A 15919-nucleotide genomic window follows, 5' to 3' on the forward strand; every position below is an offset into this window, starting at 1 on the left:
CCGTTGTTGGCCGGGACGCTGCCGGTAAAGGCCTGGGTCATCGCGGCGTCGGTGTAGAAGGTGCCATGGGCCGGTGCGCTGACGTTGAACGAAGCAACGTTAGTGATGCCGTCGACGTCGGTGGCATTGAGGTGGACTGCGATGCCGCCCACTTGGTCTTCAGCACCAGTGGCGCTGGTAGCGATGGCGACCGGCGCATCGTTGACTGGCGTGACGGTGATGGTGCCGGCCACGGCAGGCGAGGTCAGTACACCGCTGCCGTCAGCGTTGCCGCTGTCGGTGGCGGTGTAGGTGAAGTTCACCTGGCCGTTGAAGTTGGCGTCCGGCTTGAAGTACAGGGTCGCTGCGCCGTTGTTGGCTGCGATGCTGCCGGTGAAGGCTTGAGTCATCGCCGCGTCGGTGTAGAAGGTGCCGTGGGTTGGCGCGCTGACGTTGAACGAAGCGACGTTGGTGATGCCGTCGACATCGGTGGCATTGAGGTGGACTTCGATGCCGCCTACCTGGTCTTCAGCACCGCTTGCAGTGGTGGCGATGGCCACAGGCGCATCGTTCACCGGAGTCACGGTGATGGTGCCGCCGACCGCAGGGGAGGTCAGTACGCCGCTGCCATCGGCATTGCCGCTGTCGGTAGCGGTGTAGGTGAAGTTCACCTGGCCGTTGAAGTTGGCGTCTGGCTTGAAGTACAGGGTCGCCGCGCCATTGTTGGCCGCGACGCTGCCGGTAAAGGCCTGGGTCATCGCCGCGTCGGTGTAGAACGTACCGTTGTTGGGCGTGCTGACGTTGAACGAAGCAACGTTGGTGATGCCATCGACGTCGGTGGCATTGAGGTGGACTGCAATGCCGCCCACTTGGTCTTCAGCACCGGTGGCGCTGGTAGCGATGGCGACCGGCGCATCGTTGACTGGCGTGACGGTGATGGTGCCCCGCTGTCAGTGGCGGTGTAGGTGAAATTCACCTGGCCGTTGAAGTTGGCGTCCGGCTTGAAGTACAGGGTCGCCGAGCCGTTGTTCGCGGCAATGCTGCCGGTGAAGGCCTGGGTCATTGCGGCGTCGGTGTAGAAGGTGCCGTGGGTTGGCGTGCTGACGTTGAACGAGGCGACGTTGGTAATACCGTCGACATCGGTGGCATTGAGGTGGACTGCAATGCCGCCTACCTGGTCTTCATTGCCCACCGCCGTAGTGGCGATGGCCACCGGTGCGTCGTTGACCGCGGCCACGGTGATGCTGCCGTTGACCGCAGGCGACGTCAGCGGGTTGCTGCCGTCAGCGTTGCCGCTGTCAGTGGCGGTGTAGGTGAAATTCACCTGGCCGTTGAAGTTGGCGTCCGGCTTGAAGTACAGGGTGGCTGCGCCATTGTTGGCCGCAACGCTGCCGGTGAAGACCTGGGTCATCGCCGCGTCGGTGTAGAAGGTGCCGTTGTTCGGCGTGCTGACGTTGAACGAGGCAACGTTGGCAATGCCATCGACATCGGTGGCAGACAGATGGACTTCGATGCCCGTTGGCTGGTCTTCGGTCCCGGCAGCCGTGGTGGCGATGGCCACCGGCGCGTCGTTGACCGCAATCACGTTGATTGGCAGGTTGATCGACTCGGACTTCGGATCGGCTGTGCCGTCCTGCGCCGTGGCGGTGACGGTGAGGTTGACCACGCCATTGGCGTTTGGCGCCGGGTTGTAGACCAGGGTCGTCTTGTTCCAGGTGCTGATGTCGACGCTTTGATTACCCGCGGTCGCGGTAAAGCTGTGGACGCCATCGGTGATGGTCGAATTCACCGGTACGCCGCTGATTTCCAGCTTGAGCGACTCGGAGCCGTCCTTGTCGGTGGCATAGGCGTCGATGGTCGACAGCTTGATCGCATGGTCTTCCAGGCCCACGTTCAGCACTTGGGTGACGTTGATGTTGTCCATCACGCCGCCCAGCGAGTTGTTGGTGTCGCCGGCCGGAGCCTTGAACTCGAGCTTGGCGTCGCCGTCGGTGGTGACCGGTACCACGAAGGTGTAGGTCTTCATGCCGACGGTGGTGGTGTCCAGGGTGCCGACTTTGACGCCGCCCCAGAACACGTCGATCACCGAGTTGTTTTCGGCGCCGGCACGCGGCGAGTAATCGACCGAGATGCTGTACGCCGTGCCCGCTTCGGCCTTGATGATGGTGTACAGGCTGGCATCGTCGCCGGCGTTTTTCTCCAGCTCGATGACCTGGCTGTTGCCTGGGGTCTCGACCCCGTAAATGCTGCTTTGGCCGATTTCGACCTTGCCATCGGCGTTACCGGTGAGCCACTGGGTGGTCGGGCCGCCATTGCCGGCCGCGTTGTTGGCATCGCCTACGGCAATCGTGCCCCAGGAACCGTTGAGGTTGGCGCTGTCGAAGTTGATCGAGGTCACGCTGCCGCCGCCGATCAGGCCCAGGTGCGGGGTGTCGGTAACCGGGTTGACAGTGATGTCGGCGTTGGTCACGGGGCTTGGTTTGCCGTCATTGTCCACGGCGGTGAACGTCAGATGGGTGCTGCCACTCCAGTCGCCCGTCGGGTCGAAGTACACCGCGGCCTTGCCGTCGGCGCCAGCCGGCACCGAATCGCCCACTTTGAGCTCGGTGGTCAGGGTCGCGTCGCTGTACAGCTTGCCGTTCTCCGGCAGGGCGGTGATGACGAACTTGGCGACGCTGCCGTCCACATCGCTGCCGCTCAAGACGACGGTGGCCGCATGGTCTTCGTCGGTGGTGGTGGCTGCGGCCGACGCCGTCGGGGCATCGTTGACCAGGTCGATGGTGACCTTGCCAGTGGCGGTGCCGGTTTCCGGTTTTTCAACGGCCGGGTTGCTGCCGCCGTTGTCGGTCACTTCGATGGTCACGCCACGGTCGGTGCCCACCGGGTTGTTGCCCGGGCTCTGGAAGGTGATGGCTTCAACCAGCTTGATGAAGTCGGCGGCGCTGCTGCCGGTTTTCGCGTCGCTGGTGAGGGTGTAGACGATTTTGCCGTCGGCGGCGCTGCCGCTTTGGGTGATGGTGATCCCGGCAACCGCCAGCGCCTTGAGGGCGTCGGCATTGCTCAGCAGGTCGCCCACCGCCAGATGATCGACCGTGACCACGACTTTGCTGAAGGTGGTGTTGTCGACGTCATTGATGGTCAGGTTTTCAACCAGGGCCACCGGGTCTTTCTGCTCGGTGAAGGTGGTGCTGCTGAACTCCACTGTCGGCGCGTCGTTCACTGGGGTCACAGTGATCACGCCGCCCACCGCAGGGGACGTCAGCACGCCGCTGCCATCAGCGTTACCGCTGTCGGTGGCGGTGTAGGTGAAATTCACCTGGCCATTGAAGTTGGCGTCCGGCTTGAAGTACAGGGTCGCCGTGCCGTTGTTCGCTGCAATGCTGCCGGTAAAGGCTTGGGTCATCGCCGCGTCGGTGTAGAAGGTGCCGTTGTTCGGTGTGCTGACGTTGAACGAGGCAACGTTGTCGATGCCATCGACATCGGTGGCATTGAGGTGGACTTCAATGCCGGTAGTTTGGTCTTCCTCACCGCTGGCGCTGGTGGCGATAGCCACTGGAGCGTCGTTTACCGGAGTCACGGTGATCACGCCGCCCACGGCAGGCGAAGTCAGCACGTCGCTGCCATCGGCGTTGCCGCTGTCAGTGGCGGTGTAGGTGAAATTCACCTGGCCGTTGAAGTTGGCATCCGGCTTGAAGTACAGGGTCGCTGTACCGTTGTTGGCTGCGATGCTGCCGGTGAAGGCCTGAGTCATCGCGGCGTCGGTGTAGAAGGTGCCGTTGTTTGGCGTGCTGACATTGAACGAGGCGACGTTGGTAATACCGTCGACATCGGTGGCATTGAGGTGGACTTCAATCCCGCCCACTTGGTCTTCAGCACCGCTCGCGCTGGTGGCGATAGCGACGGGAGCATCGTTCACTGGAGTGACGGTGATCACGCCGCCCACGGCAGGCGAAGTCAGCACGCCGCTGCCATCGGCGTTGCCGCTGTCAGTCGCGGTGTAGGTGAAATTCACCTGACCGTTGAAGTTGGTGTCCGGCTTGAAGTAGAGGGTGGCCGAACCGTTGTTCGCCGCGATGCTGCCGGTGAAGGCCTGGGTCATTGCCGCGTCGGTGTAGAAGGTGCCGTTGTTCGGTGTGCTGACGTTGAACGAGGCAACGTTATCGATGCCGTCGATATCGGTGGCGTTGAGGTGGACTTCAATGCCACCCACTTGATCTTCAGCGCCGCTGGCACTGGTAGCGATCGCTACTGGCGCGTCGTTCACCGGGGTCACGGTGATGGTGCCGTCTACCGCTGGCGAGGTCAGTACACCGCTGCCATCAGCATTGCCGCTGTCAGTAGCGGTGTAGGTGAAGTTCACCTGGCCGTTGAAATTAGCGTCAGGTTTGAAGTACAGGGTCGCTGCACCGTTATTGGCTGCGATGCTGCCGGTGAAGGCCTGAGTCATCGCGGCGTCGGTGTAGAAGGTGCCGTTGTTTGGCGTGCTGACATTGAACGAAGCGACGTTGGTAATGCCGTCGACATCGGTGGCATTGAGGTGGACTTCAATGCCGCCCACTTGATCCTCAGCACCAGTGGCGCTGGTAGCAATGGCGACCGGAGCGTCATTCACTGGAGTGACGGTGATCACGCCGCCCACGGCAGGTGAAGTCAGCACGCCGCTGCCATCGGCGTTGCCGCTGTCAGTCGCGGTGTAGGTGAAATTCACCTGACCGTTGAAGTTGGTGTCCGGCTTGAAGTACAGGGTGGCCGAACCATTGTTCGCCGCGATGCTGCCGGTGAAGGCCTGAGTCATCGCCGCATCGGTGTAGAACGTGCCGTTGTTCGGCGCGGTGACGTTAAACGAGGCAACGTTGTCGATGCCGTCGATATCAGTGGCCGACAGATGGACTTCAATGCCGCCTACCTGGTCTTCAGCACCGGTGGCGCTGGTGGCGATGGCCACTGGCGCATCGTTGACCGCATTCACGGTGATCACACCGTCGACCGCTGGCGAGGTCAGTACACCGCTGCCATCAGCATTGCCGCTGTCAGGCCGCGATGTTGCCGGTGAAGGCTTGGGTCATCGCCGCATCGGTGTAGAACGTACCGTTGTTCGGTGTGCTGACAGTGAACGAGGCAACGTTGTCGATGCCGTCGACATCAGTGGCCGAGAGATGGACTTCGATACCGGTCGTTTGGTCTTCATCGCCGGTGGCGCTGGTGGCGATGGCCACTGGCGCGTCGTTGACCGGGGTCACAGTGATCACGCCGCCCACAGCAGGGGAGGTCAATACACCGCTGCCATCGGCATTGCCGCTGTCGGTGGCGGTGTAGGTGAAGTTCACCTGACCGTTGAAGTTGGTGTCCGGCTTGAAGTACAGAGTGGCCGAACCATTGTTGGCGGCAATGCTGCCGGTAAAGGCCTGGGTCATTGCGGCGTCGGTGTAGAACGTACCGTTGTTCGGCGCGGTGACGTTGAACGAGGCAACGTTGTCGATGCCATCGATATCGGTGGCATTGAGGTGGACTTCGATGCCGCCCACTTGATCTTCAGCACCGCTGGCACTGGTGGCGATAGCGACGGGCGCGTCGTTCACCGGGGTCACGGTGATGGTGCCGTCGACCGCTGGCGAGGTCAGCACACCGCTGCCATCCGCATTGCCGCTGTCAGTGGCGGTGTAAGTGAAATTCACCTGGCCGTTGAAGTTGGCGTCCGGCTTGAAGTACAGGGTCGCCGTGCCGTTGTTGGCGGCAATGCTGCCGGTGAAGGCTTGAGTCATTGCGGCATCGGTGTAGAAGGTGCCGTTGTTCGGTGTGCTGACGTTGAACGAGGCGACGTTGGTAATACCGTCGACATCGGTGGCATTGAGGTGGACTTCGATACCGCCCACTTGATCTTCAGCACCAGTGGCGCTGGTAGCGATCGCTACGGGAGCGTCATTCACTGGAGTGACGGTGATCACGCCGCCCACGGCAGGCGAGGTCAGCACACCGCTGCCATCGGCATTGCCGCTGTCGGTGGCGGTGTAGGTGAAGTTCACCTGACCGTTGAAGTTGGCGTCCGGCTTGAAGTACAGAGTCGCCGCGCCATTATTGGCGGCAACGCTACCGGTGAAGACCTGGGTCATCGCCGCATCGGTGTAGAAGGTGCCGTTGTTCGGTGTGCTGACAGTGAACGAAGCAACGTTGTCGATGCCGTCGATATCAGTGGCCGACAGATGGACCTCAATACCGCCCACCTGATCTTCGGCACCGCTTGCGCTGGTGGCGATGGCGACTGGCGCATCGTTCACCGCGTTCACGGTAATCACGCCGCCCACGGCAGGGGAGGTCAGCACGCCGCTGCCATCCGCGTTGCCGCTGTCAGTGGCGGTGTAGGTGAAGTTCACCTGACCGTTGAAGTTGGCGTCCGGCTTGAAGTACAGAGTGGCCGCGCCGTTGTTGGCGGCGATGCTGCCGGTGAAGACCTGGGTCATCGCCGCGTCGGTGTAGAAGGTGCCGTTGTTCGGCGTGCTGACGTTGAACGAGGCGACGTTGGTGATGCCGTCGACATCAGTGGCCGACAGATGGACTTCGATGCCGGTGGCCTGGTCTTCATCGCCGGTGGCGCTGGTGGCAATGGCGATTGGGGCGTCGTTGACCGGGGTGACGGTCAGCTCCAGGGTGGTGCTCGAACCGGTGTTGGTGGTGTAGCCGATTTGCGGCACATCACCGTTGTAGTCTTTGACCGGGGTGAAGGTGTAGTCGCCATTGGCGGCGATGCTGATGCTGCCGACGCCCGCGATGGTGGCGATCTGGCCCGCTTGATAGATGGCACTGCCCACGTTGAAGGTGGCCACGCTCAAGGTGTTGTCGATGTCGCTGTCGTTGGTCAGGACGTTGCCATAGGCAACCCCGTCCTCGGCAATGGTCTGGCGGTCGGCAACCAGCACGCTCGGGTCGTCGACGGCGACCACGGTGGTTTCGGCCGCCTTGGGGTTGATGGCCAGGTCTTCGTAGTTGCCGCCGGTGGCGCCGGTGATGGTGGTGCTCAGGTGCAGGTCTTTGCCGTCGGCCAGGTTGGCGGGCGTATCAACGCTGACGGTGCCAGTGGTATCGCCGGCTTTGATGGTGATGGTGGTGTTGTTCGACAGGGTGATGGTGACGTCAGTCTGCGCCGCGTTGGTCACGGTGGCGGTGTAAGTGATCTTGTCGCCTTCATCGACCGACGCATTCGCGCTCAACGACACCGTGGTGGTGTCGATGGTGTCGGTGATCTGGGTCACGGCCGGCGCCGGGTCGGTGGTGATGATCAGGTTGCCGCCGCCGGAGGTGCCGGCAATGGTGGCCGAGACCGTCGAAGCATCCAGATAAGGCGTGTCGTTGCCGGCATAGGTCACGTTCAGCACGCCAGCGGTCTGGCCGGCGGCAATCACCACGGACAAACCGTTGGACAGGGTCACGGTCAGGTCGCTGGTGGGCGCCTGGGTGATGAATACGGTGTAGGAGATGACCCCGCCGGCTTCAGTAATGGTCGGCGTGGCGGTCAGGGTAATGGTGACGGCGCGCGGGGTGCTGCCGTTATTGTCGGTGTTGCCGACAGTGAAATCGTTGCCGATGGCCGCCCCGGCGTTCAGGCCCGTGGTCGGGTAGCCGATGGTAGGGTCGACTTCGCCGGCGGTGGCTTCAAGCAGGATAAAGCTGTGGCCGCCGCCAGCGGCACCGTCTCCACCTGCGGCGGTCGGGCCGGCAGCGGTGGCTTCGAGGTCTTGGGTCGGGTCGGCACCGGCAGCGATGGCTTGCTGCAGTTCGGCCACCGAAGGGGCGGCCTGGGCGGTGGCTTCACTCAGGTTGGTCGAAGAGTCAGGAGCGTTCGCGCTCCACTGACTGTCGCGACCCAGATCGAGAACGCGGCCATCGGCCAGTTCCAGCGACACGGCGCCTTCAGGCCCGGTCTGGACTTGTTCCCCGGCAAACAGACGATCCCCTTCCACCAGCAGACGGCGAATCCCTTCTGGGGACACTGCGAATACTTGACCGACAATGCTTTTGACGACGGCAACGCTGCTCATTAAGGGACTCTCCGTGTATTACCGTATGGGTATCCATCATGCCGACCGGCTGTTTTCAATAGTGCCGATTCAATTGCTGGAGTACGTTTGATTCTAAGAATTAATATTGGCGTCAATAATTTGTTGAGATGTTGACTAAATTACTTTTTCGTCAAGGTATTGACCTATTTGGCGTCATCCTAAACAATCTGTTCGGTAATGTCACATTGATATTTAAGCGGCATCGCGACTTTCTGTTTGTGTTCTCCAGTTCCCACGACAAACGGTCATTTCGATTGCCATTCCAATGCAGTAGGTCAATGTTTGCTGCATTTTTAAGCAAAAATTTCCGGGAAATAATCAGAATGCGTTTGCACTTATTCAAGGCTCTTCCTTTCGCTCTAGCTGCAAGTTTCGTCCAAGCACAAACCCTGCCAGAGGCCATGCAAAAAGCATTGGATGTTCACCCGGAGATTCAGGCAGGCATCAATGCGCGCATTGCCGCCGATTATCAGCTGCGTGCCGCCAAGGGCGGGTACCTGCCTAAAGTCGACGTACTGGGCGGCTACGGTCGCGAACGCTCGGACAACACCTCGACTCGTGCCGAAAGCAACAGCCATGAATGGAAGTCCTTGAATCGCGGCGAATCGACTATTCGCCTGCAACAAAACCTATTTGACGGTTTTGCCACCCAAAGCGAAGTAGGGCGTCAACAAGCCACCGCCAACTCCCGTGGTTATTCGTTGCTCAATACTTCCGAGCGCACTGCACTGACCGTTGCCCAGGTTTATCTGGATGTTCTGTCCCGTCGCGAGATGGTGCAGTTGGCAGAAGACAACTTGAAGAGCCACGAACGCATCTTTGATCAGATCCAACTGCGCACTAGTCGCGGCGTCGGCAGAATGGCGGACATGGATCAGGCGGAAGCCCGTCTGGCTCAGGCGCGTAATAACCTGCTGACTGAACAGACCAACTTGGCCGATGCGCAAACCAACTACTTGAGCGCCGTGGGCCAGATGCCCGACGAACTGGTGGCCCCCCAGGGTTTTGTTGCCCTGATGCCCGCCAGCCTTGAGGAAGCACGGCGCCAGATGATCGAGGACAGCCCGGTCCTGCGCTCGGCCGAGTCCGATATCGCCGCTGCCGAGAAGCAGTACGAAGCTGCCAAATCGACCTTCTACCCACGTTTCGATGCCGAGCTGGCGCGTTCCGCCAACAACAACCTTGGCGGTGAAGAAGGGCATGACAATAGCTACTCCGCCATGTTGCGCATGCAGTTCAACCTGTACTCGGGCGGCAGCAACAAGGCCGATCTGCAATCCAAGGCGTCCCAGGCCACCCAGGCCCTGGATATCCGCAACAACGCGCTGCGTGAGCTGACCCAGGAGCTGGGCCTGGCCTGGAACGCCTACAACAACGCCACCGCTCAGGTGCCGATCGCTCAGCAATACGTGGACCGCAGCACCAAGGTGCGCACTTCGTACCAGCAGCAGTTCAGCCTCGGCGAGCGGACCCTGCTCGACTTGCTCGACAGCGAAAACGAGCTGTTCAGCGCTCAGCAGCGCCTGGTGCAGATCCGCAATCTGCAGCTTTACACCCAATATCGGATCAAGGCCGACATGGGTCAGTTGCTGAAAAGTCAGGGCGTAGTCGCACCGATGGCATCAGTTGTGCAGAATGATATTAAACCGATGGTAAACCTGCCGCGGATGGACTGATTCTTGACGGAGTTGGGCCATTCACCTGCTTAAGCGTTAAGAGAGTGTCAGCTTGGATTCTGAAATAGGTTCGGTGCAACTTACCCATGACCCGCGCAGTCAGCATGATGATCCATTGCTCGACGGCTTGTTGACACTCTGTTCGCTGCATCACAAGCCCGCCAGTCGGGCGATGCTCACCACCGGCTTGCCCTTGGCCGCCCAGCGCCTGGGCGCCGAGTTGCTGCCCCGTGCAGCGGCCCGGGCCGGCCTGCAGGGGCGCTTGCTGCAGCGCAAGCTGGAGCAGATTCCCTCCATCGCACTGCCGGCCATGCTCCTGCTCAAGGAAGGGCGGTGTGCGGTATTGCTCGGCTGGGAAGGCGACAACGCGCGCCTGCTGCTCAGCGAAAGCGACGGCGGTGAAGTGCGGGTTGACCGCGAACTGCTGAGTCAAGATTACAGCGGTCGGGTTTTCTTCGCCCAACCGCAACATAAATTTGACGTTACCAACGGCACGCTGATCCCGCGTGCCCATTCCTGGTTCCGTGAAACCCTCAAGCGCTCGCGCTGGCTGTATGCCGACGCCATCGCGGCGAGCCTGGTGATCAACCTGATTGCCCTGGCGGCGCCACTGTTCGTGATGAACGTGTATGACCGCGTGGTGCCGAACCAGGCCACTTCCACCCTGTGGGTGCTGGCCATTGGTATCTGCGGCGCCTACCTGTTCGACCTGCTGCTCAAGAGTATGCGCAGCCTGTGCCTGGACCTGGCCGGTAAAAAGACCGACCTGATCATTTCGGCGACGCTGTTCGAGCGCATCGTCGGCATGGCCATGAAAGTGCGTCCGGCGCGGGTCGGCAGCTTCGCGCAGAACATCCATGAGTTTCAGGGGATGCGCGACTTCCTGACCTCGCTGACCCTGGCCAGCCTGATCGACTTGCCCTTTACCCTGATCATCCTGCTGGTGATCGCGCTGCTCGGTGGCCACCTGGTGTGGATCCCGATCGTCGCCTTCCCGCTGGCCCTGGGTATTGGCCACCTGCTGCAAAAGCCGTTGACCGCGACCCTGGAGCGGACCATGGCTCTGGGCGCCGAGCGTCAGTCGAGCCTGATCGAAACCCTCGCCGGGCTGGACGCGGTAAAGGTCAATAACGCCGAGAGTGAGCGCCAGTACCAGTGGGAACAGACCATTGGCACCCTCAGCCGCCTGGAGCTGCGAGTCAAAGTTCTGTCGGGCCTGGCGATGAACATCACCTTGCTGATTCAGCAGCTGGCCGGCGTGGCGATGATCATCTTCGGTGTGTACCAGATTATTGACGGCACCCTCAGCATGGGCGGCCTGGTGGCCTGCTACATGCTCAGCGGTCGTGCCCTGGGGCCTCTGGCCCAGCTGTCGGGCCTGTTGACGCGTTACCAGCAAGCCAAGGTGACCATGGTCTCGGTCGACCAGATGATGGAATTGCCGCAAGAGCGCAACTTCGACGAGCGCCCCCTCAGCCGCCAGGTGCTGCAAGGAGCGATGGAGTTCCGCGCGGTCGATTTCACCTACCCGAACCAGCAGACCCTGGCCCTGCGTGGGGTCAACCTCAACGTTCGGCCGGGGGAGAAGATCGGCATCATCGGCCGCAGCGGTTCGGGCAAGAGCTCGCTGGCCAAATTGCTGGTCGGCCTGTACCAGCCGGACTCGGGTTCGTTGCTGGTGGACGGCGTGGACATCCGCCAGATCGATGTCAGCGAGTTGCGTCATAACATTGGCTATGTGGCCCAGGACATCCAGCTGCTGGCCGGCACCCTGCGCGACAACCTGGTGTCGGGTGCGCGTTACGTGGATGACGAAATGGTCCTGCAGGCCGCAGAGCTGGCCGGCGTCCATGAGTTCGCCCGTTTGCATCCGCAGGGGTACGAGCTGCAGGTCGGTGAACGCGGGCAGAACCTTTCCGGTGGCCAGCGGCAGAACGTGGCCCTGGCCCGTGCGTTGCTGCTCAACCCGCCAATCCTGTTGCTCGATGAGCCGACCAGCGCCATGGACAACACCGGCGAAGAGCGCCTCAAGCAGCGGCTGCAGGCCGTGATCGAAAACAAGACGGTGATTCTGGTGACCCACCGTGCCTCGCTGTTGAGCCTGGTGGATCGCCTGCTGGTGATCGACCGTGGCCAGATACTCGCCGACGGCCCGAAAGCCGCCGTCATGGAAGCGCTGAAAAAGGGGCAGATCAGTGTTGCTTAAATCCGGCCCAGGCCGCTTCAAGGATGCAATCATCGGCTACTTCAAGGGCGGCGACGCGCTTGACGATCAACCGTTGCCCGAGGTCGAAAAGGCCCTGATCGACGATGCGCCACGCATCGTGCGCCTGACCATCTGGGGGGTGATCGGCTTCTTCGTGTTCCTGCTGCTGTGGGCGCACTTTGCGATTATCGACGAAGTCACCAAGGGCGAAGGCAAGGCCATCCCCTCGTCGCGGATCCAGAAAATCCAGAACCTGGAAGGCGGCATCGTCGCCCAGATCTACGTGCACGAAGGGCAGATCGTCGAGGCCGGCGCCCCCCTGGTGCGCCTGGACGACACGCGTTTTGCCTCCAACGTCGGCGAAACCGAAGCCGACCGGGTGGCCATGGAGCTGCGGGTCGAGCGCCTCAGCGCAGAAATCGACAACCGCCCGCTGAACATCACCGAGGCTGCACGCAAAGCGGTGCCGAACCAGGTGTCCAACGAAGAGTCGCTGTACCAGAGCCGACGCCAGCAACTGTCGGATGAAATCGGCGGCCTGCAACAGCAACTGGTGCAGCGTCAGCAGGAGTTGCGCGAGTTCGGGTCCAAGCAGGAGCAGTACCGCAACAGCTTGAACTTGCTGCGCCAGGAAATCGGCATGTCCGAACCCCTGGTACAGCAGGGCGCGATTTCGCCGGTGGAAGTGCTGCGCCTCAAGCGGTCCGAGGTGGAAACCCGCGGCATGCTCGATGGCACCACCCTGGCCATTCCCCGCGCCCAGGCCGCGATCAATGAAGTGCAGCGCAAGATCGACGAAACCCGTGGCAAGTTCCGCAGTGAAGCCCTGGCGCAGTTGAACGAGGCGCGGACCAACCTGAGCAAGGCCCAGGCCACCTCCAAGGGCCTGGAAGACCGCGTCAGCCGGACCATGGTGTCCTCGCCGGTGCGCGGCATCGTCAAGCAGATGCTGGTCAACACCGTGGGCGGAGTGATCCAGCCCGGCAGCGATATTGCCGAAGTGGTGCCGTTGGACGACACCCTGCTGGTGGAAGCCAAGATCCGCCCGCAAGACATCGCCTTCCTGCACCCGGGCCAGGAAGCGATGATCAAGTTCACCGCCTACGACTACACCATCTACGGCGGCCTCAAGGGCAAGCTGGAGCAGATTGGTGCCGACACCGTGCAGGATGAAGATAAGAAGAACACTTACTACATCATCAAACTGCGCACCGACCGCAGCCACCTGGGCACCGATGAAAAGCCGCTGCTGATCATCCCGGGCATGGTCGCGTCGGTTGACATCATCACCGGCAAGAAAAGCATCCTGAGCTACCTGCTCAAACCCATCATCAAATCCCGCGCCGAAGCCATGCACGAGCGCTGATCCCGTGTAGCCGCTGCTCGGCAGCGGCTACAGGGCATTAGCCGATCCCGCTACCGCGCAACGGCCCGTTGTTCGGAACGGACACCGACACGCCCAAGGCGAACGGCGTCCGATGCTACTTGCCAAAGGCGGCGTATACCGCGCCCATGCGCCCCTGGTTCTTGGCCTGGTACAGCAGGCGGTCGACCTGTTCGACGAAGTCCAGGGCCGAGGTGTCCGCGGCGGCGAGGGTGGTGCCGACGCCAAGGCTCAGGCTCAGCAGGTCGCTGACGCTCGAGGCCGCGTGGGGGATCTGTTGCTGGCGCACCAGGTGCAGGCATTTATCGGCCACCCGCTGCGCCGCCATGGCGTCGGTTTCCGGCAGCAGCCAGACAAACTCCTCACCGCCGATACGCGCCACGAAATCTCGCGGGCGGTTGGTCGCCAGGGCCAGGGTCTGGGCCACGCGGCGCAGGCAGTCGTCGCCCTGGATATGGCCGTAGTGGTCGTTGTACTGCTTGAAGTAATCGATATCGAGAATGATCAGGCTCAGCGGCAGCTGGCTGCGCTGGGCGCTGGCCCATTCACGCTCCAGCACGGTGTCGAACATGCGCCGATTGGCGATCCCGGTCAGGCCGTCCTGGAAGGAATATTCTTCGAGCTGCTTCTGCAACCGCAGCAGATGCTCTTCGGTTTTCTTGCGCTCGCTGATGTCGAACATAAACCCCACCAGCGCCTCGACTTCGTCGTCCTTGCGCACCACATGCACCACGTCGCGGATCCACACGTAGTCGCCACTCTGGGTCAGGGCCCGGTAATCGGCTTCGTGGTCGACCCCGGCGCGGGACTGGGACACGCAGAACTCCACCACATAGTCGCGATCGTCCGGGTGCATGCGCTCTACCCAGTCATTGACCCCGACCCAGCTGCCCTGGGGCCAGCCCAGCAGTCGTTCGATCTGCGGGCCGATGTAGCTGAAGGTCATGGTCTGCCAATCGATGCGCCAGGGAATGGCCTGGGTCGATTCCAGCAGGGTCTTGTAGACATCGCTATCGGTGGTGGCGGGCACGTGGCTTGAGGTCATGGCAGGCGAGATCTCGGCGAGGAAAAACCAGCGGCAGCATGCTGGCGATTCTCGCCGTGAATCAAGGCCTATCGCTGCTCGGGCGATGGAAGGCGCGGCGCCTTCGCCGCTCCCTTCATCACCCGCCGTCGACCCTACAGGGCGAGGCTGGCCGCTGCCGGTTTTGCCTCGGCGTTGTGCAGTGCCGCGAGCCGCTCGCGCAGTTGCAGGACGGTGTCGGCGCTGCTGTGGTGCATGGGTGCTCGCAGTTCGTCATTGATCAGGCCCTGCAACGCCAGGGCGCTTTTGACCGGCGCCGGGTTGGGCTCGACAAACAGGTTCTGGATCAGCGGCAGCAGGCGGAAAAACGTCTCTCGGGCATCGGCCAGCCGGCTCTCAGCCACCTGTCGATGCAGCCGCACGAACAGCTCCGGGTGAATGTGCGCCGACGCGGCGATGGCCCCCGTCGCTCCCAGGCACAGCGCGCTGAAAATCTGCGGGTCTTCGCCGCACAGCAGGTCGACATCACCGCTGGCCAGCAGCGCCAGGGTGGTCTGCAGGTTGCCGCCGCAGTCCTTGATCGCCACGATCCGGGGGTGCTTGACGATCGCCAGCAGCGTGTCCTGGTGCAGGGTCACGCCGGTGCGATAGGGAATGTCGTAGACAATGATCGGCACGCTGCTGGCGTCGGCCACGGTGTTGAAGAAGGTGTGCAGCGCGGCCTGGGACGGACGGATGTAGTAGGGCGCCGGCACCAGCAGGCCGGCGACCGGGCGTTGCAGGATCTGCTGTTGCTGATGCAGCAGCTCCACCAGGTTATTGCCCGCCAGGCCCATCATCACCTGATGCCCGGGCGCCACTTCCAGCACTGCGTCGAGCACCGCCAGTTGCTCGGTCTTGCTCAAGGCCGCCGCCTCGCCGGTGGTACCGCACACCACCAGCCCGGCCACACCGCTGTGCAGCAGGTGCAGGGTCAGGCGGCGCAGCGCGACAAAATCGATGGCGCCCTGGTTGAAGGGCGTAACGATGGGGACCCAGATTCCTTGAAACGATGACATGCGTGTTCTCCTGATGGTTGACCGTTGGGTCGCCGCCAGAAGAGTAGAGGGGAATCAAGCAAGGGCAGGGTGTGCGTAGCGCTCGTGTCCGGTCAGCTCATCTGACGGGACACAGCGCCCCGGTCACATGAGCGACTGTTTCTTCGATTTAGAGGTGCAAGCCAGGCGAACCCCGGCCTTGGCAGTCAAGCCAATGGCGCAGAAATGGGGATTGCAGGCTGGGGACATGAATACACACTCGTTAATCAGGCGCACATTTTTAAAAGCTGGCACCGGGTTTGTCAATTGCCGATTGGCACGGGTTCACACCAGCATCAGTCGCCAGGACTCGACGATCTCATGGGCGATGCGCCGCCAGCGCGAGCGCGGCTCGGCCCGCTGCCCGCTGCGGTCCACGGTGAGGGTGCCGCGCAACCGCCGCGCCGCCTCGGGTGACAACCAGTGCCAGCGCTGGCCGGCGGGCAGGTGGGAAGGCATGTCGTTGCTCCTGATTGGATGCAGGCGTTCAGTCGGTGGCTGGGGCGAAACCCTGCCAATA

The 15919-nt window shown here is 62.0% G+C and carries 8 protein-coding genes and 1 pseudogene; 3 read left to right on the top strand and 6 right to left on the bottom strand.

Going from position 1 to position 15919, the window contains the following annotated elements; all coding sequences use genetic code 11:
- The 3 genes and pseudogenes from CF161_RS00385 to CF161_RS00395 form a co-directional block, all read right to left on the bottom strand.
- On the bottom strand, positions 1-917 hold a 917-nt coding region (locus CF161_RS00385; protein ID WP_371106488.1), incomplete at its 3' end, for an Ig-like domain-containing protein.
- Between the two features lie 14 nt (positions 918-931).
- A pseudogene (locus CF161_RS00390) lies at positions 932-4957 on the bottom strand (beta strand repeat-containing protein); the annotation flags it as partial.
- 52 nt (positions 4958-5009) lie between these two features.
- A complete protein-coding gene (locus CF161_RS00395; protein WP_020294545.1) occupies positions 5010-8012 on the bottom strand; it encodes a retention module-containing protein in 3003 nt (1000 codons plus the stop codon).
- A gap of 344 nt (positions 8013-8356) precedes the next feature.
- Here CF161_RS00395 and CF161_RS00400 point away from each other — a divergent pair, with 344 nt between their 5' ends.
- Genes CF161_RS00400 through CF161_RS00410 form a run of 3 tightly spaced genes read left to right on the top strand, consistent with a single transcriptional unit; the run spans position 8357 to position 13281 of the window.
- A complete protein-coding gene (locus tag CF161_RS00400) occupies positions 8357-9709 on the top strand; it encodes a TolC family outer membrane protein (protein WP_043228256.1) in 1353 nt (450 codons plus the stop codon).
- A 52-nt stretch (positions 9710-9761) separates the two neighbouring features.
- Positions 9762-11915, top strand: coding sequence for a type I secretion system permease/ATPase (locus CF161_RS00405; protein ID WP_043228258.1), 2154 nt, complete (start codon positions 9762-9764; stop codon positions 11913-11915).
- The gene (locus CF161_RS00410) at positions 11905-13281 is read left to right on the top strand and encodes an HlyD family type I secretion periplasmic adaptor subunit (RefSeq protein ID WP_020294548.1); all 1377 of its coding nucleotides are present in this window, start codon (positions 11905-11907) and stop codon (positions 13279-13281) included. Before CF161_RS00405 ends, CF161_RS00410 begins: the two co-directional genes overlap by 11 nt.
- A 115-nt stretch (positions 13282-13396) precedes the next feature.
- Here the strand turns inward: CF161_RS00410 and CF161_RS00415 are convergent, their stop codons facing one another.
- From CF161_RS00415 to CF161_RS33045, 3 genes are all read right to left on the bottom strand, one after another.
- Positions 13397-14344 carry a sensor domain-containing diguanylate cyclase gene (locus CF161_RS00415; protein ID WP_020294549.1) on the bottom strand — a complete coding sequence of 316 codons (948 nt, stop codon included), beginning with the start codon at positions 14342-14344 and terminating at the stop codon, positions 13397-13399.
- A gap of 134 nt (positions 14345-14478) precedes the next feature.
- Complete coding sequence (dapA, locus tag CF161_RS00420; protein ID WP_020294550.1) at positions 14479-15381, bottom strand: 4-hydroxy-tetrahydrodipicolinate synthase; 903 nt, start codon at positions 15379-15381, stop codon at positions 14479-14481.
- Positions 15382-15684: 303 nt separating this feature from the next.
- On the bottom strand, positions 15685-15919 hold a 235-nt coding region (locus tag CF161_RS33045; protein ID WP_218187553.1), incomplete at its 5' end, for a hypothetical protein.

Source organism: Pseudomonas sp. CF161, assembly GCF_000416215.1.
Classification (GTDB): domain Bacteria; phylum Pseudomonadota; class Gammaproteobacteria; order Pseudomonadales; family Pseudomonadaceae; genus Aquipseudomonas.